This window comes from Microbispora sp. CA-102843 (assembly GCF_050936215.1).
Taxonomy (GTDB): Bacteria; Actinomycetota; Actinomycetes; order Streptosporangiales; family Streptosporangiaceae; genus Microbispora.
In genome coordinates, this window is sequence record NZ_JBNJNF010000001.1 from 5,076,712 (window position 1) to 5,099,056 (window position 22,345).

At 72.6% G+C, this 22,345-nt stretch carries 18 protein-coding genes; 9 read left to right on the top strand and 9 right to left on the bottom strand.

From position 1 onward, the window contains the following. Window positions 1-55: 55 nt before the first annotated feature. The 4 genes from ACQEVJ_RS23660 to ACQEVJ_RS23675 all read right to left on the bottom strand — a co-directional run bounded on the left by ACQEVJ_RS23660 (window position 56) and on the right by ACQEVJ_RS23675 (window position 5,202). Window positions 56-838 carry an ABC transporter permease gene (locus tag ACQEVJ_RS23660; RefSeq protein WP_433104437.1) on the bottom strand — a complete coding sequence of 261 codons (783 nt, stop codon included), beginning with the start codon at window positions 836-838 and terminating at the stop codon, window positions 56-58. Continuing rightward, window positions 835-1,725, bottom strand: coding sequence for an ABC transporter ATP-binding protein (locus tag ACQEVJ_RS23665; RefSeq protein WP_433104439.1), 891 nt, complete (start codon window positions 1,723-1,725; stop codon window positions 835-837). Before ACQEVJ_RS23665 ends, ACQEVJ_RS23660 begins: the two co-directional genes overlap by 4 nt. Window positions 1,726-1,805: 80 nt before the next feature. Further along, window positions 1,806-2,984 carry an amidohydrolase family protein gene (locus ACQEVJ_RS23670; protein ID WP_433104441.1) on the bottom strand — a complete coding sequence of 393 codons (1,179 nt, stop codon included), beginning with the start codon at window positions 2,982-2,984 and terminating at the stop codon, window positions 1,806-1,808. An 82-nt stretch (window positions 2,985-3,066) separates the two neighbouring features. Continuing rightward, window positions 3,067-5,202 carry an anthranilate synthase component I gene (locus ACQEVJ_RS23675; protein ID WP_433104443.1) on the bottom strand — a complete coding sequence of 712 codons (2,136 nt, stop codon included), beginning with the start codon at window positions 5,200-5,202 and terminating at the stop codon, window positions 3,067-3,069. Window positions 5,203-5,565: 363 nt separating this feature from the next. Here ACQEVJ_RS23675 and ACQEVJ_RS23680 point away from each other — a divergent pair, with 363 nt between their 5' ends. After that, complete coding sequence (locus tag ACQEVJ_RS23680) at window positions 5,566-7,116, top strand: CocE/NonD family hydrolase (protein WP_433104445.1); 1,551 nt, start codon at window positions 5,566-5,568, stop codon at window positions 7,114-7,116. Between the two features lie 33 nt (window positions 7,117-7,149). On the opposite strand, the gene ACQEVJ_RS23685 is transcribed toward ACQEVJ_RS23680, so the two are convergent. Next, entirely contained in the window at window positions 7,150-7,584 is a 435-nt protein-coding gene (locus ACQEVJ_RS23685; protein WP_433104447.1) for a DUF3592 domain-containing protein, read from the bottom strand. A 286-nt stretch (window positions 7,585-7,870) separates the two neighbouring features. Between ACQEVJ_RS23685 and ACQEVJ_RS23690 the strand changes: the two genes are divergently transcribed. From ACQEVJ_RS23690 to ACQEVJ_RS23700, 3 genes are all read left to right on the top strand, one after another. Beyond that, the gene (locus tag ACQEVJ_RS23690) at window positions 7,871-8,092 is read left to right on the top strand and encodes a DUF3311 domain-containing protein (RefSeq protein WP_363399532.1); all 222 of its coding nucleotides are present in this window, start codon (window positions 7,871-7,873) and stop codon (window positions 8,090-8,092) included. Further along, a complete protein-coding gene (gene mctP / locus ACQEVJ_RS23695; RefSeq protein WP_433104449.1) occupies window positions 8,089-9,681 on the top strand; it encodes a monocarboxylate uptake permease MctP in 1,593 nt (530 codons plus the stop codon). The genes ACQEVJ_RS23690 and mctP overlap by 4 nt, the downstream gene beginning before the upstream one ends. 220 nt (window positions 9,682-9,901) lie before the next feature. Then, window positions 9,902-10,171, top strand: a complete 270-nt coding sequence (locus tag ACQEVJ_RS23700) for a hypothetical protein (RefSeq protein ID WP_433104451.1) — start codon at window positions 9,902-9,904, stop codon at window positions 10,169-10,171. A 162-nt stretch (window positions 10,172-10,333) separates the two neighbouring features. On the opposite strand, the gene ACQEVJ_RS23705 is transcribed toward ACQEVJ_RS23700, so the two are convergent. Further along, window positions 10,334-11,626, bottom strand: a complete 1,293-nt coding sequence (locus ACQEVJ_RS23705) for an alpha/beta fold hydrolase (protein ID WP_433104453.1) — start codon at window positions 11,624-11,626, stop codon at window positions 10,334-10,336. Between the two features lie 364 nt (window positions 11,627-11,990). Here ACQEVJ_RS23705 and ACQEVJ_RS23710 point away from each other — a divergent pair, with 364 nt between their 5' ends. The 4 genes from ACQEVJ_RS23710 (at window position 11,991) to ACQEVJ_RS23725 (ending at window position 16,463) form a co-directional block, all read left to right on the top strand. Next, a complete protein-coding gene (locus tag ACQEVJ_RS23710) occupies window positions 11,991-15,128 on the top strand; it encodes a BTAD domain-containing putative transcriptional regulator (protein WP_433104455.1) in 3,138 nt (1,045 codons plus the stop codon). Further along, window positions 15,116-15,307 carry a hypothetical protein gene (locus ACQEVJ_RS23715; protein ID WP_433104457.1) on the top strand — a complete coding sequence of 64 codons (192 nt, stop codon included), beginning with the start codon at window positions 15,116-15,118 and terminating at the stop codon, window positions 15,305-15,307. Before ACQEVJ_RS23710 ends, ACQEVJ_RS23715 begins: the two co-directional genes overlap by 13 nt. 91 nt (window positions 15,308-15,398) lie before the next feature. After that, window positions 15,399-16,028 (top strand): hemerythrin domain-containing protein, encoded by a 630-nt coding sequence (locus tag ACQEVJ_RS23720; RefSeq protein ID WP_433104459.1) that lies wholly within the window; start codon window positions 15,399-15,401, stop codon window positions 16,026-16,028. 6 nt (window positions 16,029-16,034) lie between these two features. After that, the gene (locus ACQEVJ_RS23725) at window positions 16,035-16,463 is read left to right on the top strand and encodes a nitroreductase/quinone reductase family protein (RefSeq protein ID WP_433104461.1); all 429 of its coding nucleotides are present in this window, start codon (window positions 16,035-16,037) and stop codon (window positions 16,461-16,463) included. Window positions 16,464-16,490: 27 nt separating this feature from the next. Here the strand turns inward: ACQEVJ_RS23725 and ACQEVJ_RS23730 are convergent, their stop codons facing one another. Both ACQEVJ_RS23730 and ACQEVJ_RS23735 read right to left on the bottom strand, forming a co-directional pair. Beyond that, window positions 16,491-18,320 (bottom strand): MFS transporter, encoded by a 1,830-nt coding sequence (locus ACQEVJ_RS23730; protein WP_433104463.1) that lies wholly within the window; start codon window positions 18,318-18,320, stop codon window positions 16,491-16,493. 206 nt (window positions 18,321-18,526) lie between these two features. Next, window positions 18,527-19,165, bottom strand: coding sequence for a TetR family transcriptional regulator (locus tag ACQEVJ_RS23735; RefSeq protein ID WP_433104465.1), 639 nt, complete (start codon window positions 19,163-19,165; stop codon window positions 18,527-18,529). A 157-nt stretch (window positions 19,166-19,322) separates the two neighbouring features. On the opposite strand from ACQEVJ_RS23735, the gene ACQEVJ_RS23740 reads away from it, so the two are divergent. Beyond that, window positions 19,323-20,660, top strand: coding sequence for a protein kinase domain-containing protein (locus ACQEVJ_RS23740; protein WP_433104467.1), 1,338 nt, complete (start codon window positions 19,323-19,325; stop codon window positions 20,658-20,660). A 54-nt stretch (window positions 20,661-20,714) separates the two neighbouring features. On the opposite strand, the gene ACQEVJ_RS23745 is transcribed toward ACQEVJ_RS23740, so the two are convergent. Beyond that, a complete protein-coding gene (locus ACQEVJ_RS23745; RefSeq protein WP_433104469.1) occupies window positions 20,715-22,334 on the bottom strand; it encodes a WS/DGAT/MGAT family O-acyltransferase in 1,620 nt (539 codons plus the stop codon). Between the last annotated feature and the right edge of the window lie 11 nt (window positions 22,335-22,345).

Consider the following 22,345-nt stretch of genomic DNA (forward strand, 5'->3'; position numbering starts at 1 on the left):
GCGCCCGGGGCCAGGACATTGCGGGGGTTCGGGGGTCGTCGCCCGGTGTGGCCGGTCAGGTGATGTCGCGGCGGACCGTGGTGGCGGTGGCGACGGCCGCGAACAGCAGGCCGTAACCGACCAGGACGGCGGCGCCCGCCCAGGCGGGCAGCCATTCGGGCCTGCCCAGGCCGGTGTCCACGTCGATGCTCATCAGCGCCTGCGCGGCCCCGCCCGGCAGCCACTTGCCCACGGAGTGCAGGGCCGGGATCCCGGTGAAGATGTTCTCGATCACGTATGCCCAGACGACCGCCGCGACGATCCCGGCGATCTGGTTGCGGACGAGCGCCCCCAGCCCGATGCCGAACACCGCGTACAGCGCCAGCGTCACCAGGATGCCGAGGCTCATCTGCGGGACGCGCGAGGCGGACAGTGAGAACTCGCCCCCGGAGAGCGTCACGGCCGGGATGACCGTGACCGCCTGGAAGACCAGCACGGCCAGGCCGAACAACGCGCCCACGAGCAGCCCGGTCACCAGCTTGGCGACGATCACCAGGCCCCGCCGGGGAGTGGCGAGGAAGGTGCCGGTGATCGTCTGGTAGCGATACTCGGAGGTCATCATGACGACGCCGAGGATCATCGCGAAGATCGCGCCGCTGGACCCGCTCGACCAGGCGATCTCGGCCCACTCCGCGGTGTCCCGCGCGGGCAGCGCCGCGCTGCCGTTCTGCTCCACCCCCGCGAACCCGATGAGGAAGCCGAGGCCCACCCCGACCAGCACCAGCATGACCAGCAGCATGATCCACCACAGCCGGGTGGTGAACAGCTTGCGCAACTCCGCCCTGACGAGACCGGTCATCGCCCCTCCGTCAGATCGAGGAAGACCTTGTGCAGCCCGGATCGCTCCTGCGCCACCTCGGTGAGCACGATCCGCCGGTCCAGGGCGACCCGGCCGACGGCCTCCGCGTCCAGCCCGCGCACGCGCAGCAGGCCGTCCTCGACGCGTTCGACCACCCCGCCCGCCGCTTCGAGCGCGGGGGCGAGGTCGGCGGCCTGGGTGGCGCGCACCCGGACCGCGTCCGCGCCGTCGCTGGTGAGCTCGGCCAGGCTTCCCTGGCGCACCAGGCGGCCCCTGGCGATGATCACGACGTCGTCGACGGTCTGCTCGACCTCGGCCAGGACGTGGCTGGAGACGAGCACCGCCGCGCCCTGGTCATGGGCGAGGTGGCGCAGGAACCCGCGCAGCCACTCGATGCCCGACGGGTCGAGTCCGTTGGCCGGTTCGTCGAGGATGTACACCCGGGGCCGGCCGAGCAGGGCGGAGGCGAGCGCGAGCCGCTGCCGCATGCCCAGCGAGAAGCCCCCGACGCGCTTGCCGGCGGCGTCCGCGAGGCCGACCTGCTCCAGCGCCTCGTCGGCGCGGGCGTCGGGCAGCCCGGCGGCCGTGCACAGGACGCGCAGGTGGTTGCGGGCGGTGCGGCCGGGGTGGAAGCTCGTGGCCTCGAGCACGGCACCGATCTCGGCCGCCGGATTGGAGAGCGTGACATAACGCTCGCCGTTCACCAGCGCCTCACCCGAGTCTGGCGTGACGAGGCCGAGCAGGCAGCGGAGCGTGGTCGTCTTGCCGGCTCCGTTGGGGCCGAGATATCCGGTGACGGATCCGGCCTCCACGCTGAACGAGACGCCGTCCACGGCCTTCACCGGCCCGAACGACTTCATCAGATTGCGGATCTCAATAGCAGCCATCGGGCGCGATTATTCCGCGCGATAAATCGGAAATCATCCTCACAAAGGAGGATCGTTTCGGCTCGGACAAATCCAGAATTTCAGAGGCGGTAAACGCGGCGGGCGTTACCCGAGCCGATCATGTGAGCGATCCGGGCGGCGTCGGCCGGGCTCCACTCGCCCTCGGCGATCCGGTCGGCGAGCACGCGGGCCAGTCCGCGGCGATGGCAGAGTGCGGCCAGGAAACACAGCTCGGCGGCGCCGTGGCAGCCGGAGCCGTACATCTGTTTGTGGAACGGGACGAGTTCGAGCAGCTCGCGCAGGACGTGGGCGGAGCCTGCGGCGGTGTGGGCGACGGCGGGCCCGGCGTCCACGTACACGTGCGGGAAGACGCCCGCAAGGTAGGCCGCCTGGCGGTGGTAGGGGTAGCAGTGCAGCAGGACGACCGGCACCCCGAGCGGAGCGAGGGCCCGGACGAACCCGGTCAGCAGCGCGGGATCGCCTAGATGTCCGGCGACCCCGGTGTCACCCGGGCCCATACCGGACAGACCACAGTGGAACTGCAGCGGCAGGCCCCGTTCCCTGGCGACGTCGACCGCCGCCCAGAGCAGGTGCCGTACGAGGACGGGGTCGTCCAGGCGGGACTTGGGATCGGCGAGCCTGCGGCCGGCCGCCGCGATCACGCTGCCGCGCGAGGGCCTGGAGGGGTCGAAGCCGAGGCCACAGCGGTGCGCCGCGACCGACTTGAGCGCGGCGGCGCGGGCCGCGCGGACCGCCAGCTCGTCCCGCAGCGTCCCGGCGTAGTCGGCGGCGGGCAGCCCGGCCTCGGCGACGTCCTGCTCGACCTGCTCCAGCCGGACGATCTCGTCGGCGGCGGCCGCGCCGAGACGCCCCATCTCGGCGGGCGAGAGCACCATGGGGACGTCGAGCCCGGTGTCGACCAGGAAGGCCGACACCGCGGCGCCGCGCAGCAGCCGCCGGTTGACCTCGGCCGCGCCGAGTTCGGCGCGGCGCGACAGGTAGACGGTGGCCGAGGCGTGCGGCTCCAGGCTGAGGACCGGCGCGCACCAGCGGCGGATGGCGGCGCCCGCCGGGGTGTCGAAGTGCGTGGTGCCGGGCGGCGCGGGCGTGCCGCCTTCGCCGATGAGCTGCTCGAACCCCGATCTGGTGGTGTCGTCGCGGCGCACGCCGTGGCAGTGCTGGTCGACCATGGGCGCCAGCAGGGCCGCCCGCACCGTGTCGGGAAGGGTCACGGGCAACGGGTCTACGGGAAGCAGCATGTCGTCAGGTCTCGGCTCCGGCACGGCAGTGGACTCTACGGCTCCCCCACCGTGCCGGCGCCGCCTTGGACGGCCTCTTTACTCAGCCATGACGTGCGCAAAGCCGCAGGACGTTGGCGATGATCCGCGCCCCGGCTCCGCCCTGCGTGGTCAGGATCGACTCGGGGTGGAACTGGACGCCGAAGCGCAGGTTCTCGGCGTCCTCGATCGCCATGGCCGCGCCGTCCGGCGTGTACGCGGTGACCCGGAAGCCCTTGACTCCCTGCTCCTTGGCGTGCACCGAGTGGTAGCGGGCCGCGACGAACTCGCCGGGCAGCCCGTCGAGCAACGCGCTGTCGCCCTCGCGGCGGACCCGGCCGCGCTTGCCGTGCTCCGGGTAGGGCAGCAGTTCGAGCGTGCCGCCCGCCTGCTCGACCATGGCCTGCAGGCCCAGGCACACCCCGAACACCGGCAGCCTCCGGGCGTACAGCGCCTCGACCAGCGCCGAGCAGCCGAAGTCGGACGGCCAGCCGGGGCCGGGCGACAGCACGACGAGCGTGGGCGCGATCTCGTCCAGCTTCTCCAGCGGGAAGCCGTGGCGCAGCGTAACCACCGACGCGCCCTGCTGCCGGAAGTAGTCGGCGAGCGTGTTGACGAAGGAATCCTCGTGGTCCACGAGCAGCACGCGGTGGCCCTCGCCCGGCAGGTCGGCCCGGGGCTCCGCCCGCGCCTCCTCCCGGGGGCGGGCGGACGCGGCGAGCGCGCCGAGGAGGGCGCTGGCCTTGAGCTCGGTCTCCCGCTCCTCGGACTCGGGGTCGGAGTCGTACAGCAGCGTGGCCCCGGCGCGCACGGTGGCGACGCCGTCGCGGATCTGCGCGGTGCGCAGAGTCAGGCCGGTGTTCATGGAGCCGTCGAAGCCGATGAAGCCGACGGCGCCGCCGTACCAGCGCCGGGTGGTCTCCTCGTGGTCCTCGATGAACTGCATGGCCCACGCCTTGGGGGCGCCGGTGACGGTGACGGCCCACATGTGGGTGAGGAACGCGTCGAGGGCGTCGAACTCGGGGCGCAGGCGGCCCTCGATGTGGTCGACGGTGTGGATCAGCCGGGAGTACATCTCGATCTGGCGGCGGCCGATCACCCGCACGCTGCCCGGGACGCAGATCCGCGACTTGTCGTTGCGGTCCACGTCCGTGCACATGGTCAGCTCCGACTCCTCCTTCACGCTGGACAGGAGCGTGCGGATCGCCTCGGCGTCCTCGACCGGGTTGGCCCCGCGGGCGATGGTGCCGGAGATCGGGCAGGTCTCGACCCGGTCGCCGGCCACCCGGACGTACATCTCCGGCGAGGCGCCGACCAGATGCTCGCCGTCGCCGAGGTTGAGCAGGAACTCGTACGGCGCGGGGTTCTCGGTGCGCAGCGAGCGGTAGAAGGCGGAGGGGTCGGCGCAGGCGCCGTGGAAGACCTGGCCGGGGACGACCTCGAACAGGTCGCCGCGCTGGAACTTCTCCTTGGCCTTGGCGACGACCTCGGCGTAGGTCCCCCGCACCGGGTTCGGCGGGATCTCGCGGGGCGCGACCGCGGGGATCGTCTCTCCGGAGCGCTCCAGGCCGCTGGTGGAGACGCCGTCCACGGTGAACTCGTAACAGTGCTCGATGCTGGTCTCGCGGACCCGGTCGATCACGACGAGCCGGTCGGGCAGGTGCAGCACCAGGTCACGCTGGTCGCCGGGGCGGGTCAGGCGGTAGCGGATCGGCTCGAACTGGAAGGCCAGGTCGTAGCCGAAGGCGCCGTACAGGCCGAGGTGCGGGTCGTCGGACCGGAAGGCCGCGATGATCTCGCGGATCGCGGTGAAGACGGTGGGCCTGCGGCTGCGCATCTCCTCGGGCAGCAGGTCCTCGGACTCGGGGACGTGCACCTCGACGTAGCCGTGGGCCGGCTCGGACACCGGCTTGCCGGCCGCCAGCAGGCAGGAGGCGACGACGGGCAGCACGACCTGGCCCCGCTCGTTGAGCGCGCGGGCGGAGATGCGCCGTCCCCGCGCCACGATCTCCAGGCAGGGATCGACGTAGCCGAACGCCCACCTGCTGTAACGGCCCGGGTAGTCCATGCCGGACGAGAAGGCCCCGCCGCGCCGCTCCCCCAGCGACGTGACGATCTCCTCCAGCGCCTCCTCGGACACCTCGCGCACCCGGCGCTCGACCGCGATGCCGCCGGCCGTGGTATATCCGCTGATCTCCACTGTCCACGCCCCTTTTTTCGTATGCCCCTGGGGCGGACATACAGAAGGCCGCCACTCACGGGGCGGCCAGTCGATTCGACGCGAATGCGAAAACGCCGCCTGCTAGCGGCGCCACCACTGGGAGGGTGCATGAGTTCGCATGCGCCAAGGGTAGCGGCGGGAACCGCGATCATGCAACGCGGCACGACTGGAACGGCGAACAGCGGATAGATATTCTGTTACTGGTCGGGAAACCTCACTCTCGGCGCGGGCGATCGGCCCGAGGCCGGGGAAGGAGGGGGCATGGTCCGCGTGCCGGTGCATCACCGCCACCCAGTCGGACCGGGTGGCTCTCAAGGCCACCGAGTCCGGGTCCGCCGCGACATGCCCGTGCCGATGGCCGACGGCGTGACCCTCCTGGCCGATCACTACGCCCCCGTCGGCGCCGACCGGGCGCCGACGATCCTGATCCGCACGCCGTACGGCAGGGGCGGGGTGGTCGGCTGGATGTACGGCTGGACCTTCGCCCGGCACGGGTTCCAGGTGCTGCTGCAGAGCTGCCGGGGCGGCTTCGGCTCCGGCGGACGGCTCGATCCCCTGGTCCACGAGCAGGAGGACGGCCTGGCGACGGTCGAGTGGATGCGGGCGCAGTCGTGGTATGGCGGCAGCTTCGCCATGCACGGGCCCTCCTACCTCGGCTACACGCAGTGGGCGATCGCGGCGGAGACCCCCGACCTGCGGGCGATGGCCATCCAGGTGACCGCCTCGTGCTTCCGGGACGCGGCGTACGTCGGGGGGTCGTTCGCGCTGGAGTCGACGCTGATCTGGACGACGCTCACCGCGCACCTGGAGGGCAGGCTGGGCGGCGTGGCCGCGTTCACCGCGCCCCGGCGCACGCGGCGGGCCGTGCTGTCGGGCCGCCCGCTGTCCGAGCTCGACCTGCTGTCGGCGGGCAGGCAGCTGCCGTTCTTCCAGGAACTGCTGGCCCACCACGGCGAGGCCCTCTGCACGTACTGGGACAAGAGGGACTTCTCCGCGTCGGTGGGGCAGGTCGGCGCGGAGATCACGATGACCGGCGGCTGGTACGACGTGTTCCTGCCGTGGCAGCTCAAGGACTACGCGGCGCTGCGGGCGGCGGGGCGGCAGCCCTACCTGACGATCGGGCCGTGGTATCACGCCGACATCCGCCACGGGCGGGCCGCCAACGCCGACGCCCTGGCGTGGTTCCGCGCCCACCTGCTCGGCGACCCGTCGGGGCTGCGCCCCTCCCCCGTCCGGCTGTACATCACCGGCGCGGGCGAGTGGCGGGACGAGCCCGACTGGCCGCCGCCCGGGATGCGGCGCGAGCGCTGGCACCTGCAGCCGGGCCTCGCCCTGTCGCGGGACAACCCGGCGGGCGGCGAGCCGGACCGCTACCGGTACGACCCCGCGCATCCCACGCCGGTGCTCGGCGGGCCGGTGCTGATCGGCAACTCCGAACCGAGGGACAACCGGCGCCTGGAGGCCCGGCGCGACGTGCTCGTCTACACCTCGGACGCCCTCGACCGGGACACCGACATGATCGGCCCGGTGAGCGCCGAGCTGTTCGTGCGCACCGGCAGGGAGCACACCGACTTCGTCGTACGGGTGTGCGACGTGCATCCCGACGGCACGTCGATGAACGTCTGCGAGGGCGTGCGCCGCCTGACCCCGGCGGACCGCGGCGACGAGGACGGCGTGCGCCGGGTGGAGATCGACCTGTGGCCGATGGGCCACAGGTTCCGCCGCGGCCACCGCGTCCGCGTGCAGGTGGCGAGCGGGGCCTACCCGCGCATCGCTCGCAATCCGGGCACCGGCGCACCGCTGACGGCGGGCACCCCGATGGTCGCCTCCGACCAGGAGATCCTGCACGACCCCCGGCATCCCTCCGCCGTGATCCTCCCCACGCTGCCCTGACACGACTCCAGCCGGACGCCGCCCGCGGGACCCTCAGTACCCCCTGAAAAGGCCCCAGTGCAGGGCCAGGCCGTACAAGGGCACGAACGACAGGAGGCCCAACGGCACGCAGAACAGGAGCCGTACGTACACCGGCCCCCATGTGTCGGGGCCCGCGATGGTGGCCCGCTTGTGCGGGCGCGCGGGGTCGTAGCAGACCCGGACCGACGCGCCTTCCTCGTACCCGAAGGCGCCCGGCCGGTCCTTGAACTCGACCGACTCGCCGTCAGGGGTGCGGAAGGCGAAGGTGAACTCAGGGTGGCTGTAGCTCCTGCCGTCCCGGTGGTAGGTGCGCCGCGCGCACCACCCCTGGGTCCGCTCACCACGCAACACCAGCCGGATCACGACCAGCGCCCGGCTGACGCTCAGCACGCAGCCTGTCAGGCAGGCCAGGCCGAAGACCAGGAAGACGCCTTCGAGCGCCGTCACACCGCCACCCCTACTTCTTCTCGGTGCCCATAAGCGCGATGATCTCGACGATATCCGAGATATCCCGTTTGGAACGGCATACCCTCCCTGGAGACCTTCGGCCTCGTCGCCGCATCAACCGCCGATCGTCGCTGGGCGCGCCAACACGACCGTTCGGCGATCGGTGATCTCCCTGTTACCCGTGGGTCCTTACGCTGCCGCCGAGTAACCGTCCCGCTGGTCCGCGCGACGGCCCCGTCACGCGGATCTGCCGGGCACGCCTGGTCCGTGTCCGATTGGAGAACGTGTGACGACCCCCCGCGCCGACCGCGGCCGAAACCCCGACCGGAGCCCGCTGAACTGGCTGCTCCTGCTGCCGATCGCGATCCCGCTCATCCCGCCCCTGTTCAACGCCGACGAACCGCGACTGTTCGGCATTCCGATGTTCTACTGGCTGCAGCTCGCCTTCATCATCCTCGGCGTCACCTCGACCACCCTCGTCTACCGCGCGACGAGGAGGAGCCGGTGAAGACCACCGAGATCGTCATCTTCACGCTCCTGTTCCTGCTCGTCAGCGGCCTGGGATTCGTGGCCGCCCGCTGGCGCCGTCCCGGCGACCTCGCCACCCTCGACGAGTGGGGCCTCGGCGGGCGCAGCTTCGGCTCCTGGATCACCTGGTTCCTGGTGGGCGGCGACCTCTACACGGCCTACACGTTCGTGGCCGTGCCCGCCCTGATCTTCGGCGCCGGCGCCATGGGCTTCTACGCCGTGCCGTACACGGTGGTCGTCTACCCGATGGTGATGCTCGTGCTGGTCCGGCTGTGGTCGGTCTCGCACGTGCACAACCTCGTCACGCCGGCCGACTTCGTCCGCGTGCGCTTCGGCTCCCCCACGCTGGCGCTGCTCGTCGCGATCACCGGCATCGTCGCGACCATGCCGTACATCGCGCTGCAGCTCGTCGGCATCGAGGCGGTGCTGAAGACGATGGGGCTGACGGGCGACCTGCCGCTGATCATCGCGTTCGCGATCCTCGCGGCCTACACCTACCAGTCGGGGCTGCGCGCCCCGGCGCTGATCGCGTTCGTCAAGGACTCGCTGATCTACCTGGTGATCCTGGTCGCGATCATCTACATCCCGGCCAAGCTCGGCGGCTGGGGGTCGATCATCGACGCCGCGAAGGCGAAGTTCGACGCGACCCCCGCACCCGGCGACGGCATCACGCTGAACGCCAACAACCAGCTCCAGTACGTCACGCTCGCGTTCGGCTCGGCGCTGGCGCTGTTCCTCTACCCGCACAGCGTCACCGGCATCCTGGCCTCGCGGAACCGCAACGTGATCAAGCGGAACATGTCGGCCCTGCCGGCCTACAGCCTGCTGCTCGGCCTGATCGCGCTGCTCGGCTACATGGCGATCGCGGCCGGGGTCAAGCCGATCGGCAAGGACAGCAACACGATCGTGCCGCAGCTGTTCGACAGCGTGTTCCCCGACTGGTTCGCGGGGGTCGCCTTCGCCGCCGTCGGCATCGGCGCGCTGGTGCCGGCCGCGATCATGTCGATCGCGGCGGCCAACCTGTTCGCCCGCAACATCTACCGGGAGTACATCAAGCGGGACGCCACCGCCGCCCAGGAGGCCACGGTCAGCAAGATCGCGTCGCTGGTCGTGAAGATCGGCGCGGTGCTGGTCATCCTGCTCATCGACCCGCAGTTCTCGATCGACCTCCAGCTCATCGGCGGCGTGATCATCCTGCAGACGCTCCCGTCGGTGGGCCTCGGCCTCTACACCCGGTGGTTCCACCGGGGCGGCCTGATCGCGGGCTGGGCCGCGGGCATGGCGGCCGGAATGCTGCTGCTGTACAACATCGCCAACCCGGTCACCAACCACGCCCACTTCGGCGGCTCGGCCTTCCCGCTGTCGCAGCTCGGGTTCGACACCAAGATCACGGTGTACGCCGGGTTCCTCGCGCTGATCGTCAACCTGGTCGTCGCCGTGCTCGGGACCTTCGTGGCCCGTGCGCTCAAGAGCGCCGACGGCCCGGACAGCACCCGGCCGGAGGACTACTTCGCCGACCAGGGCGACCAGAGCGTCCACGAACTGGAGACCACAGCGCCCACCGCCTGATCGGGATCCGTACGGACTTGTGGCCGGCTTGACGCGGCGGCGCGCGCCGCGTGGAGTCGGCCACAAGCATGCGGTGGGACAAAGAGGCATCACCTCGAACAACGAAGGAGCGAAGGATGCCTCTCAGCAACGACCTGATCCTCACCGGCGGCCACGTGCTCAGCATGGACCCGACGGTGCCGACGGCCCGGCCGACGTCGTCGTCCGCGACGGCGTGATCGTGTCGGTCGGCCCCGCCGCCGAGGCGTCCCCGGGGGCGGACGTCGTGGACGCCTCGGGCTGCGTGGTGATGCCGGGACTGGTCGACACCCACCGCCACACCTGGCAGTCCGCGCTGCGCCACATCGGGCTGGTCCGCACGGTCGTCTGCGACGGCGTGGTCGTCAAGCGGGACGGCGTGCTCGCCGGGCCGGTCGGGCGGGCCATGGACGCCGCCGCGGCGAGCCTCGCCCACCTGCGCGAAGCCGTGCCCGGGGCGCTCTGCGCCTGAGAGCGGAGTGCTCTGCGCCTGAGAGCGGAGTGCTCTGCGCCTGAGAGCGGAGTGCTCTGTGCCTGAGGACTCAATCTCGCCCGATGATCGTGGCACAATCCCGGCATGGCGGTCATGTTGTCTCCGCCACGACGGTGCGGAGGCCGCGCCCGGGGAGCCCGGTCAGTCGCCGGGAAGGCACACGGTGCCGGGCGGGGGCGGCGTCAGGTCCGTGAGATACCGCGTGGCGTGCCCGATCGCGCACCGGTTGCCGGAGAGATAGAGGACGTGGCCCGGTCCCTCGTACTGAACCGTGGCCGAGCCGGGGACCCGCCGGACCAGGCTGTCGGTCCAGGCGAAGTCGCCCCAGGCGCCCGCGCCGAGCAGCGGCGGCAGGCCGCGGGCCGGCAGGGGGCGGGACGGGTTCGCGACCGGCAGCGGCCACCCGGCGCAGCCGAGCTGGTCGAACATCGCGCCGCCGAGGTTCGGGGAGATCCTGCGCGCCTCGCGGCGGACCCTGACGTACTCCTCGTAGCCGTCGTAGCCCCGGTCGTCGGCGCATGTCATGCCGAGTATGAGGGGCATCGTCCAGACGCGGGCGTTGCCCAGGGCGGCGTCGGTGAAACCCGAGCCGTCGCCGTGCCGGGCCTTGTCCACCGCCTCCGCGAAGGTCAGCCATCGGGAGTTCCCGGGCCCGGGGTCGGCGGCGAACCCGAACCACCGCAGGTAGGAGCCGGTCAGCTTCCCCCGGCCGAACTGCTCCGAGGTGACCGGTATCGGCGTCCTGTCGGCCCGTGCGGTGAGGTCGCGCCAGACCTTCCCGGCGTCCTCGCCGTGCAGGGCGCAGGCGGCGGTCTCCGCGCACCAGGCGGTGAAGCGGCCGAACATCCGCTCCAGATCCCGGTAGGCCAGCAGGTGCTGGTTCGCCCAGCCGGCGGGCTGGTTGATCACGCCGTCGAGGTACATCGCGCGGACGTGTTCCGGGAACAGCCGGAGGTAGGCCTCGGCCGGCACCCCTCCGGCGGACTCGGCCATGAAGCTGAGCCGCCGCTCGCCCAGGGCCACGCGGATCGCCTCCATGTCGCGGGCCACCGACACCGAGTCGAGCCTGCCGTACAGCCCGCTGCGGTCCTCGGCGCGGCACCTGCGGATGGCCGCGGCGATCGCCCCGGCCTGGGCGTCGTACTCGGCCCGGTCGCGGGGCTCGATCAGGGCCGGCACCGCCGGCTGTGCGCAGGACTCGGGCAGCTTGGCGGCGAGCCCGGTGTTGCGCGGATCGTAGGCGACGAGGTCGAAACGCTCCCTGATCCCGGCCAGGTCGCCCGCCGCCAGCTTGATGTCCTCGATCCCGCTGTTGCCGGGGCCGCCGGGGATGTGCAGCACGCTGCCGATCCGGTGGGCGGGATCGGTGGCCGGCAGCCGCGCGAGGCGCAGGGTCGTCGTCCTCCCATTCGGATGCGCCCAATCAAGCGGCACGTCGAGCGTGCCGCACCGCGTTCCCGCCGGGAACCCGTCCTCGGAGCAGGCCGTTCACTCGATCGCCGGCCGGTCCCCCGCGGCCCGGGCCTGCGACGGGACGAGCCCGGCCGTCATCGCCGCCGTCGCGAGCCCGGCGGCCACGAGTCGTGTTCTGCCACGCATGCGTCATGTCCTCCTTCGCGTTGTGCCGCTCTCTTTCACGCTCGTCGAGACGCACGCCGGGCGAAATCCGAAGGGCCCTCCGATCGGGCGTAGGGATATCCCCCCGCCGCGCCCGGTCCTGGGCCGGAGCAGGCCGCGAGTCGATCGGCGAGTGCGGATCTATGCCGGGCAGGGGAACGGTCCCTATGCTCTCCTCGAAATGGTGCGTTTATGGGTTCTCGGCCAGTTACGGGCCGAGGTCGGAGGGCGGCCGGTCGATCTGGGGCCGCCACTGCAGCGAGCGGTGATGGCGCGGCTGGTCTGCGCCGGCGGGCACGTGGTCTCCACCGACCGGTTCATCGACGACCTGTGGCAGGGCCAGCCCCCGCCGAAGGCGCTGGGCGCGCTGCAGGTCTACGTCTCCAACCTGCGCCGCCTACTCGAACCGGGCCGCGCGCCGCGGACCCCGGCGGAGATCCTGGTGACCGCCCCACCCGGATACGTGCTGCACCTCGACGCCGACGCCGTCGACGCGTGGCGCTTCCCCACGCTCATGAACACGGCGTCGGCCCTCCTCGCCGAGGGAGATCCGCCAGGGGCGCTGCGCGTGATCGACGAGGCCCTGGCGCTGTGGAAGGGACACGCCTTCGCCGAGTTCGGCGACGAGGACTGGGCGATCCCGGAGGCGGCGCGGCTGGAGGAGCTGCGCGTCCTGGCCGCCGAGTATCGCGCGGAGGCGAAACTCGCGCTCGCCCGGCATGCCGAGGTCGTGCCGGAGCTGGAGCGGCACGTCGCCGACCACCCGCTGCGCGAGGACGCCGTACGGCTCCTGGCCCTCGCCTACTACCGCTCCGGACGGCAGGCCGACGCCCTGGCGGCGCTGCACAGGACCCGGGCCAGGCTCGCGGAAGAGCTGGGCATGGACCCGGGCCCCGCCCTCCGGGCCCTCGAGGCCGGCATCCTCACGCACAGCGAGGCCCTCGACGCGCCGAAGACCGTCACGGTGCCCGCGCCTCTCGCCCCACCACCGGCCGCCCAATCACCGGCCACACAGCCACGGGGCGCACAGTCACCGGCCGCGCCGCCGCCCCGGATGATCGGCCGTACGGCGGAGCTCGCCCGCCTGGTCTCCGCCGCCGAGGAAGCCGGGCACGGGTTCCGTGTGGCCTGGGTCGGCGGGGATCCCGGCGCGGGCAAGAGCACGCTGGCCGACGCCCTGCTCCGCCGCCTCGGCGACGAGGGCTGGCGGGTCGCGGTCGGCCGCTGCCCCGAGACGCTCGGCGGGGTGCCGCCCGCGTGGGCGTGGAGCGAGGTCCTGCGGACCCTGTGCGCCGCCCATCCCCCGGACCCCGCGACGGAGGCGCGGCTCGCGCCCTTGCTGAGGGAGGACTCCCCAGGCGCCGGCCAGTTCTGGCTGGCCCAGGCGGTGGGCGACTACCTGGAGAGCGTGCCGGGGCCGCTGCTGCTCGTACTCGAGGACGTGCACCGCGCCGACGACGTGACCCTCGAGTTGCTCCGCCATCTGGCGGCCAGGCTGGCGGACACCCCGGTCCTGGTGGTCCCGACCCACCGGCCGTCCGAGGCGGGCGACGACCTGACGGCGGCCGGGGCCGCCCTGGCCGTGCAGACGGCCGAGAACGTGACCCTGCACGGGCTCGGCGAGGACGACGTCCGCCGCCTGCTGGTGGAACGGTCCGGCATGGAGGTGGACGCCGGCACGGCCCGGACCATCGCCGAGCGCACCGGAGGCAATCCGCTGTTCGTGGCCGAGACCGCCCGGTTGCTGGCGACCGAGGGCGCGTCGGCGGCGCACTCGCTGCCGCCCGGGGTCCGCGATCTCATCCGCAGGCGGATCGCCCGCCTCCCGGCGGCGGCTCAGACGACCCTGCGCAACGCCGCCGTCATGGGCAGGGACGCCGACGTCGACGTGCTGGTCGACGTCCAGGACGCCGACGAGGAGACCGTGCTCGACGGCCTGGAGGCGGGGGTGCTCGCCGGGCTGCTCACCGAGCCGGCCCCCGGCCGCGTCCGGTTCACGCACGTCCTGGTCCGCGAAACGCTTTACGAGGGCATCCCCCGGCTGCGCCGTACGCGGCTGCACGCGAGGGTGCTCACCGCGCTGGAGCGGGTGCACCCCGGCGACGTCGGCGCGCTCGGCTACCACGCGCTGGCCGCCGCCACGGCGGCCACGGCGCGCGCCGCAGCGGAGTACGCGCGGAGGGCGGCCGCGCAGGCGTCCGGCGTGTACGCCCACAGGGAGGCGGCGACCCTGCTCGAAGGCGCACTCGAGGCCCTGGATCTCGCGACCGAGCCCGCGGACGAGTTCCGGCTGGATCTGCTGTGCCGCCTGGTCTCCGCGCAGGCGAGCGCGGGCGATCTCGTACGGGCGACGGCCACGCGCAAGCGTGCCCTGGCGGTGGCGCGGCGGCTCGGCGACCCCCTCGCCGTCGCCCGCGCCGCGGTCGCCAACGACGCGCCCATGATCTGGAAGAACGACCCCACCGCCGACCCGGACCTCGTGGACGCCATCCGTGCCTGTCTGCCGGTCGCGACCGGCGAGCTGCGCTGCCGGCTGCTCGCCGCCCTGGCCTACGAGATAGGCGGCCATGACGAAGAGCTCCTCGAGGCCGCGAGCGCCGAGGCCGTCGAGATCGCCCGCGGCCTCGGCGATCCCCCGGTGCTGTGCCTGGCGCTCGGGGCGCGTTACTGGGCGACGTTCGTGCCCGGCCGCCGCGACGAGCTGGAGGCGCTTGGGCACGAGCTGCTGGAGATCTCCGCCCGGGGCGGGCTGCTCGGCTACCAGACCCTCGGCCACCACGCGCTGAGCATGGTCGCGCTGGGGCGCAACGACTGGGCCGCGGCCGAGCGGCACGCCGGGCGGGCGGTGGAATACTCCACCAGCGGCCAGCTGGGCCTCGTCCTGGCCATCATCGCGTTCCTCGACGCCCTTCGCCTCCTGGTGAAGGGAGAGTTCGAGCAGGCCGAGGCGGCCTACACGGTGCTGTCCGACCGGATGGGAGAGGCGGGGGCCAGAACGACGTGGTCTTCGGGAGCCTGGCCCGGTTCACGGTACGCCTCGCCTGCGGCCGTGCGCACGAGTCGGTGGCCGAACTCGCCGCCGCCCGCGAGGCCATCCCCGATGAGATCGACGAGTTCTACGTCAGCGCGCTGGTCTCGGCCGGGCGTCTTGAGGAGGCCAGGTCCGCCTGGCCGGGCGACCGCTGGCCGACCCGATGGGTCTATCACACCGTCAACGTGGGGCTCCGCGCCGGCACCGCGATGGCACTCGGCGCCCGGGAGGTGGCCGAGGAGTGCTACCGGCTTCTCCTCCCGTTCCGGGGAGAGATGGCCGGCCTGAACACCGGGGCGATCACGCTCGGCCCCGCCGCTCTCGTGCTCGGGCGGCTGGCGGAGTTCCTGGGCGACCGCGCCGCCGCGGCGGAGCACTACGCCACGGCCGCCGGTGTCGCCGGACAGCTCGGCTCGCCGCACTGGCGTGAGGAGGCGACGCGGGCGCTCGACACGCTGAAATCGTGAGGACAGCACCGCCAAGTGGCCGCCAAACAGGCGTTTAGCGGGCGGGGCCACCGTGGTTCCGAGACCGATTCGGACATCATGGAGGCTCACCTTGGACACGCCCGACCTCACCGGGATCCGCATCATCCACCGCGCCATGCGCGGCGACCTGCACCGGCTCCACGCGCTCGCCGAGAACCTCGACGCGGGACGCCTGCGGGCGGACTCCGCCCGCGCCGCCGCCATCGCCCGCTACGCGGAGGACGTCTGTGCGGCGATCCATCACCACCACAGCAGGGAGGACGAGGTCGTCTGGCCGGTGATCGAACGGCCGGCGGGCGCCGCCGTGGACCTCGCCGACCTCTCCGACGACCACTCCGAACTCGACCCCCTGCTCGACCGGGTCCGCGCGACGGCACGTGCCTTCGCGAGCGGCCGGGGCGTCCGCGACCTGGCGACCGCGCTGCGCACGCTGTCGGAGCTCATCGACGAGCACATCGAGGAGGAGGAGCGCAGGATCTTCCCGGTCATCGAGAAGTACGTGCCGGCGGCCGACTGGAAGGAGATGGAGAAATCGCTCAGGGGCGGCGACCCGCGTTTCGAGCTCGCCTGGGTCGACCGGTACGCGAGCCCGGACGAGATGGCGCACATCCGCAAGCTCGCCGGGCCGATCCTCAGCCTGCTGCTGATACTGCTCCGCCCCGGCCACCGCCGCCGCCAGCGGATCGTCTTCGGGAGCTGAGCGGACATGGCACGACGCTCCCGCCTGTTCAACCTGGCGATCAAGTGCATCTGCGACTGGCAGGTGCGCACCTACCGCAGGACCGGCGGGCGCAGGCCCGCCACCATGCGCGGCATCCCCGTCCTGCTCCTCACGACCCGGGGCCGCGGGACCGGCCTGCCCAGGACCCGGCCGGTCGGGTACGGCAGGGACGGCCGGCGCTTCGTCGTGATCGCCTCGAACGGAGGCGACGACGCCACTCCCGCCTGGTGGCTCAACCTCAGGACCCCGTCGCCGAGATCGAGGTGGGCGGCGCCGGCGGGCTCACCGTGCTCAAGGTGCGCGCCGTCGACGCCACGGGCGAGGAGTACGAGCGCCTGTGGCGGGCGGAACCCGCCTGCCGGTGCGCCAGGGCGACGGCCGGCCGAGGACCGGCACGACCCCGCCCCCTCCTGAGGACGGGGCGGGAACGCTGTGGAGCCGTCAGGGCGTGGTCGTGTCCGGCGCGGCGCGCCGGGCGTCGAACTCCTCGTCCGGGATGACCAGCTCGTTGCCGGCCAGGCCGGCCTCGCCGGAGACCGCGGCGAGCTCGGAGCCGAGCGACTCGTGGGCGGCGGCGCGGTGCCTGCGGCCGACGCGGTCGGTCAGCAGCGACGACAGGGCGGCCACCAGGCACGCGGCCACGGCGAACCAGAAGGCGATGACCAGGCCCTGGTGGAAGGGGCCCGCGATGAGGTGCGGGAAGAACTCCTTGCTCGTCAGATGGGCGCCGCCGTCGGGCAGCCGGTCCAGGATGCCGCCGAGGAGCTGCCGGAACGGGTTGTATCCGAGGAACGCCGCGAACAGCACGGCGATCGGCGGCAGCTGGGCGATGCCCTCGGCCTGCGCGGCGGGCACGCCCTGGGCCACCAGCTCGTCGTGCATCGTGTGCGGCAGCGACTGCGACAGGCCCGCGATCATCAGGCTGAAGAACACGCCGATGGACAGGACCATCGAGGAGTTCTGGAAGGTGGCGGTCATGCCCGCGCCGACGCCGCGGGACTCCGCCGGGACCGAGTTCATGATCTCCGCTCGGTTGGGCGAGGAGAACAGGCCGGACCCGACGCCGTTGATCAGGATGAGCAGCGCGAAGACGCCGTAGCCGAAGTCCGTCGGCAGGGTCATCAGGGCGTAGAAGCTCGCGGCGGTGACCAGGGCGCCGCCGACCGTGAACATCCGCGGCCCGAAGCGGTCCGACAGCCAGCCGGAGACCGGCGCCGACAGCAGGAAGCCCACGGTCAGCGGGATCATGTAGATGCCCGCCCACAGGGGCGTCTCCTCGAAGCTGTAGCCGTGCAGCGGCAGCCAGATGCCCTGCAGCCAGATGATCAGCATGAACTGCAGGCCGCCGCGTCCGAGGGCGGTCAGCAGGCTGGCGACGTTGCCGGCGAGGAACGCGCGGTTGCGGAACAGCGTGAGCCGGAACAGCGGCTCGTCCACCCTGGTCTCGATCCAGGCGAACAGCGCGAGCAGCAGGACGCCCCCGCCGAGCGCGGCGATCACCCAGGGGTTGCCCCAGCCCATCACGCCGGTCCCGTACGGCTGGATGCCGTAGGTGATGCCGACCAGCAGCGCGATGAGGCCGACGGCGAAGGTCGCGTTGCCCCACCAGTCCATCCGCGCCCGGCGCCGCACGCCGTTGTCCTTGAGCTTGACGTACGCCCAGATCGTGCCGAAGACGCCGAACGGCACGGAGACCAGGAAGATCGCCTTCCAGTCGACCGGGGCCAGGACCCCGCCGACGACCAGGCCGAGGAAGGAGCCGGCGATGGCGGCGATCGAGTTGATGCCGAGCGCGGTGCCGCGCTGGCGCACCGGGAAGGCGTCGGTCAGGATCGCGGTGGAGTTGGCGAACAGCAGCGCGCCGCCGATGCCCTGCACGATCCGCCAGCCGATCAGCCACATCGCCCCGGCGTCGCCGTCCATCCAGGTCAGCGACAGCATGATCGAGCACAGGCTGAAGACCGCGAACCCGAGGTTGTACATGCGAACCCGGCCGAACATGTCGCCCAGGCGGCCGAACATCACCACCAGCACGGCCGTGACGACCATGAAGCCCATCATCATCCACAGCAGGTAGCCCGTGTTGCCGGGATCCAGCGGGTTCAGGTGGATGCCGCGGAAGACGTCCGGAAGGGCGATCAGCACGATGGACTGGTTGATCGTCACCATCAGGACGCCGAGGGTGGTGTTGGACAGTGCGATCCATTTGTACCGCGAGGACGGCGCCGACTGCGGCGACGCCCCCGCCAGGGACTGGTTCGCTACGGCCACGGAGTGGTTCCCCTCCTCTTGGTCCGCACAGCGCACGGCCTGTTTCCGCGCAGCGCGCGACGGACGGACAGTTAGTTAGCGCAACTAAATTACCCGACCGGGCGACATCGATGTTTCACGGGCATGCGCAACGAAGGCCCCTATGGGGCCCTTAAACGGATTTGAGTGTTATCTGACCTGATTTAGGGCCACGGCGGGAGACGGCGTCAAGACGTGAGCGCCCCGGCGATCGCGTCGGCAAGGCTGTCCACCACCGTGTCGCGGTCGAGCCCGGGGTTCTCCAGCCACCAGTCGCCGATCGCCTGCACCATCCCGACGAACGCGTGGCCGAGCACCCGGGCGCGTACCGGGTCGGCGACGCCCTCCTCCGCGAGCACCGCGCCCAGTTCCTCGCCGACGCTGCGCACGATGGCGGCCATCTGCGTGCGGGTGCGGCTGTCCTCCGCGCTGGCCCGGTGGAACAGGAAGCGGTAGAGGTTGGGGTTGGCCGAGATGGTCTCCAGGTAGGCCTCGATGGCGCCCCGGGCGCGAACCCGGGGGTCGGCCATGGCCCTGGCGAACTCCGGGCGCAGCAGATCGATCACGACGCGCGTGTGGCGTTCCGCGAGCGCCTGGTAGAGGCCGCTCTTGTCGCCGAAGTGACGGTAGAGGATCGGCTTGGTGATCCCCGCCTCCGCCGCGATCGCGGCCATCGACGCCTGCGGGCCCTCCCTGCGGATCACCCGGTCGGCCGCGTCGAGCAGGTCCCTGCGCCGCTCGGGGCTCCGGCCGCGCTCCCCTGTGCCGCCCGTGGTGCCGCCCGTGGTGCCTCCCGTCGTGGCGCGTCCCGTCGTGAGCCCCGTCATGAGCACAGCATAGGTGCCGGTTCCGCGTCGCCTGGATCAAGACCGGGCCCTATGGGCGATCACTCCGGTAATGTGCCGGACGCGGGATTTCTGGTCCGGGATTTCTGGCCCGGGACTCTCTGGCGAACGGTTCCGCCGGGTCCTCTGGAGGTGCGGGGTGGGCGAGGCGGGCGGGCCGCTGGTGCCGGGCTACGAGGTGCTCGGGATCCTGGGCCAGGGAGGCTTCGGGGTCGTGTACCGGGCCAGGCAGCTCGCGGTGGGCCGTGAGGTCGCGCTCAAGGTCGACAACCGCGTGCTCGTCTCCGACCGCGACCGGCGCAGGTTCATGCGCGAGGTGACCTCCGCCGGCGCCCTGTCCGGCCACCCGCACGTGGCCGACGTCTACGACGCGGGCGTGCTGCCCGACGGCCGGCCGTACATGGTGCTGGAGCTGTGCCCGAACGGCTCGCTGGCCGACCGGCTGCGCGACGGCGGCCCGCTCGGCCCCCGCGAGGTGCGCGACATCGGCATCAAGATCGCCGACGCGCTGGCCGCCGCCCACGCCGTGGGGGTCCTCCACCGCGACGTCAAGCCCGCCAACATCCTGGTCAACTCGTACGGCATGGTCGCCCTGTCGGACTTCGGGCTGGCCACGATGCCGGGGCAGGGCGGCGCGGCGCCGGGCGAGGTGTCGGTCACGCGCGAGTCGCTCACGCCCGCCTACGCCCCGCCGGAGGCGTTCGACCTCACCGAGCCCACGGCCGCCGGGGACGTGTACGCGCTCTCGGCCACGTTGTACGCCCTGCTCCAGGGCAGGCCGCCGCGCTTCCCGGACAGCGGCGTGGTGAACATCGCGGCCATCATGGCGCTGCACCGGCTGCCGATCCCCGACATCCCCGGCGTGCCCGCCGCGCTCACCGCCGTCCTGCGCCACGGCATGGCGAGCGACCCGGCCCAGCGGATCCGGACGGCCGCCGGGCTGCGGGACGCGCTCGCCGCCCTGGCGCCCGACGGCTCCGCCTCCGGGGATCCCGCGCATTCGGGCGCGCCCGGGGGCCCGGGGTGGGGTGCTCCGTCCCCCTCCGGGCCCGACGCGGCGCCCAGCCGGCACCTCGGGGAGCGGCGGCCTGCCGGGACTCGCGCCCCCGCCGCGCCGGGGCACTCGCTCACCGGCCCGGCCGGAGGCGTTCCCGCGAGCGGCCAGGACCTGCGCCGCGCGGCGACCGCGCCGAACGCGGCGCCGAGCCCCCGGCCACCCGGTCACCGGCCGCAGAGCCCCCGGCAGGGGTCCGCTCCCCCGCCCCCGCCGCGCACCGGCATGTCCCGGCAGTCCATCGTGTTCGCCGTGATCGCCGCCGTCTTCGCGCTGCTGCTCACCGCCGGGATCGCGGCGCTCGCCTTCGGCGACGACCGGGGGACATGGCCTGGGACACGGCCGCCCTCCGTCCCCGGCTCCACGTCCGGCCTCGGCGCGGACCACACCGGACCGCACACCACGGGCGGCGCCCTCTCCTGACCGCCGTCCGGCGCGGCCCGGACGGCCGTGGTGTGAGCCGGCCCGGCGAAGGCGTCAGGCGGGCGGCTGCGGAGGCTTGCGCGTCCGCCTCGGCTTCGGCGCCGTGCCCTGCTCCTGCCGGGGCCCCTCGGCCGCCCGCGCGCCGCGTGCCGCCGCCACGCCCGCCTTCGCCGTCCTTCGCGGCTTCGCGCCCTTCGTCGGCTTCCCGGGCTCCGCCGTGCCCGGCTCGGGGGCCGCCAGAGCGCCGTACTCGTCCAGCGAGTCCCGCAGGTAGTCGATGAGGTCCCACACGTCGGGCACCATGTCGCGGTCGGTGACGATCCCGAACCCGAGCCTGCCCTCGTAGGAGAACACCGTGATGTTGATCCCCCCGCTGACGTCCGTGATCACCGACATCGGGTAGAGCGCGGTGACCCGTGCCCCGCACACGTAGAGCGGCGTCTGGGGTCCCGGCACATTGGAGACCAGCAGGTTCATGGCGGGAGCCGCGCGCGAGGCGATCCGGAAGGCGGACCTGGCCGCCAGCGCGCTCAGCGCGGCCGGCATCGCCTGGCTGAACTCCAGGAGCCAGGCCGCCGGCGCCGCGGCGAGCCGTTCCTTGAGCAGGCCCATCGAGCGGTTCACCGACACCAGCCGGTCGCGCGGGTCGGCCATGTCCGTCGGCAGGGTGGTCATGGTCAGCATGACCTCGTTGGCTGCCGTGCCGTTCGCGGCCTGTCCCCGGGTGGAGACCGGGATCCCCGCGACAAGCGGCTGACGGGGCAGCTCGTCGCGCTTGGCCAGCCAGCGCCGCAGCGCCGTGGCGCACATCGCCATGACGACGTCGTTCACGGTGACGCCGAAGGCGTTCTTGATCCGCTTGACCTCGTCCAGGGGCAACTGGCCGAACGCGAATCGGCGGTGCCGCGAGATCGGCCCGGAGAACGGCGTGCGCGGCACCACCGTGCGGGGCAACTCGGGCAGCGGCTCGGCGTCCCCGCCGCCGATGCCGCGGACGAACCGCGAGACCAGTCCCGCCCCCGGGAGCTGCGCCACGAACGGCACCTCGTCCAGCCGTGGCACCGCCTCGGCGATGAAGCGCAGCAGCGCGAGCGGATTGTCCAGCACCCGCGCGACACCCCTGATCACCATCTCCACGGCGTCGGGGGCACTCTGCGGCTCGGCCTCGGGGGCGGGAACGTCGGCGGGCTCGGGCTCGAAGTCCATCACGGCGGCCAGCACCTCGGCCCCGGTGACGCCGTCGACGGCGGCGTGGTGGACCTTCGTGTAGATCGCCACCCGGCCCCCGGCCAGCCCGTGGATCAGGTAGATCTCCCACAACGGCCGCCCCCGGTCGAGCCGTGCCGCGTGCAGCCGGGCGACCTGCTCGGCGAGCTTGTGGTCGTCGCCGGGAGGAGGCAGCGCCAGATCCCGTACGTGGTAGTCGAAGTCGACCTCGCGGTCCTCCGCCCAGTAGGGGTGGTCGAGCCCGAAGGGCACCTCGACCAGCCGCCTGCGCAGCGGCGGCGCGAGATGGAGCCGCCGCTTGAGCAGCGCGATCAGGTCCTCGCGGGTCAGCGCGCCGCCGGGCCTGCCGGAGGGGTCGAGAATCGTGAGCGCCGCGATGTGCGCGAGGTTGGTGCCCGTCTCGAAGTTGAGGAACTGCGCGTCGAAGGCGCTGACTTGCTGTGCCATGCCTACTCACG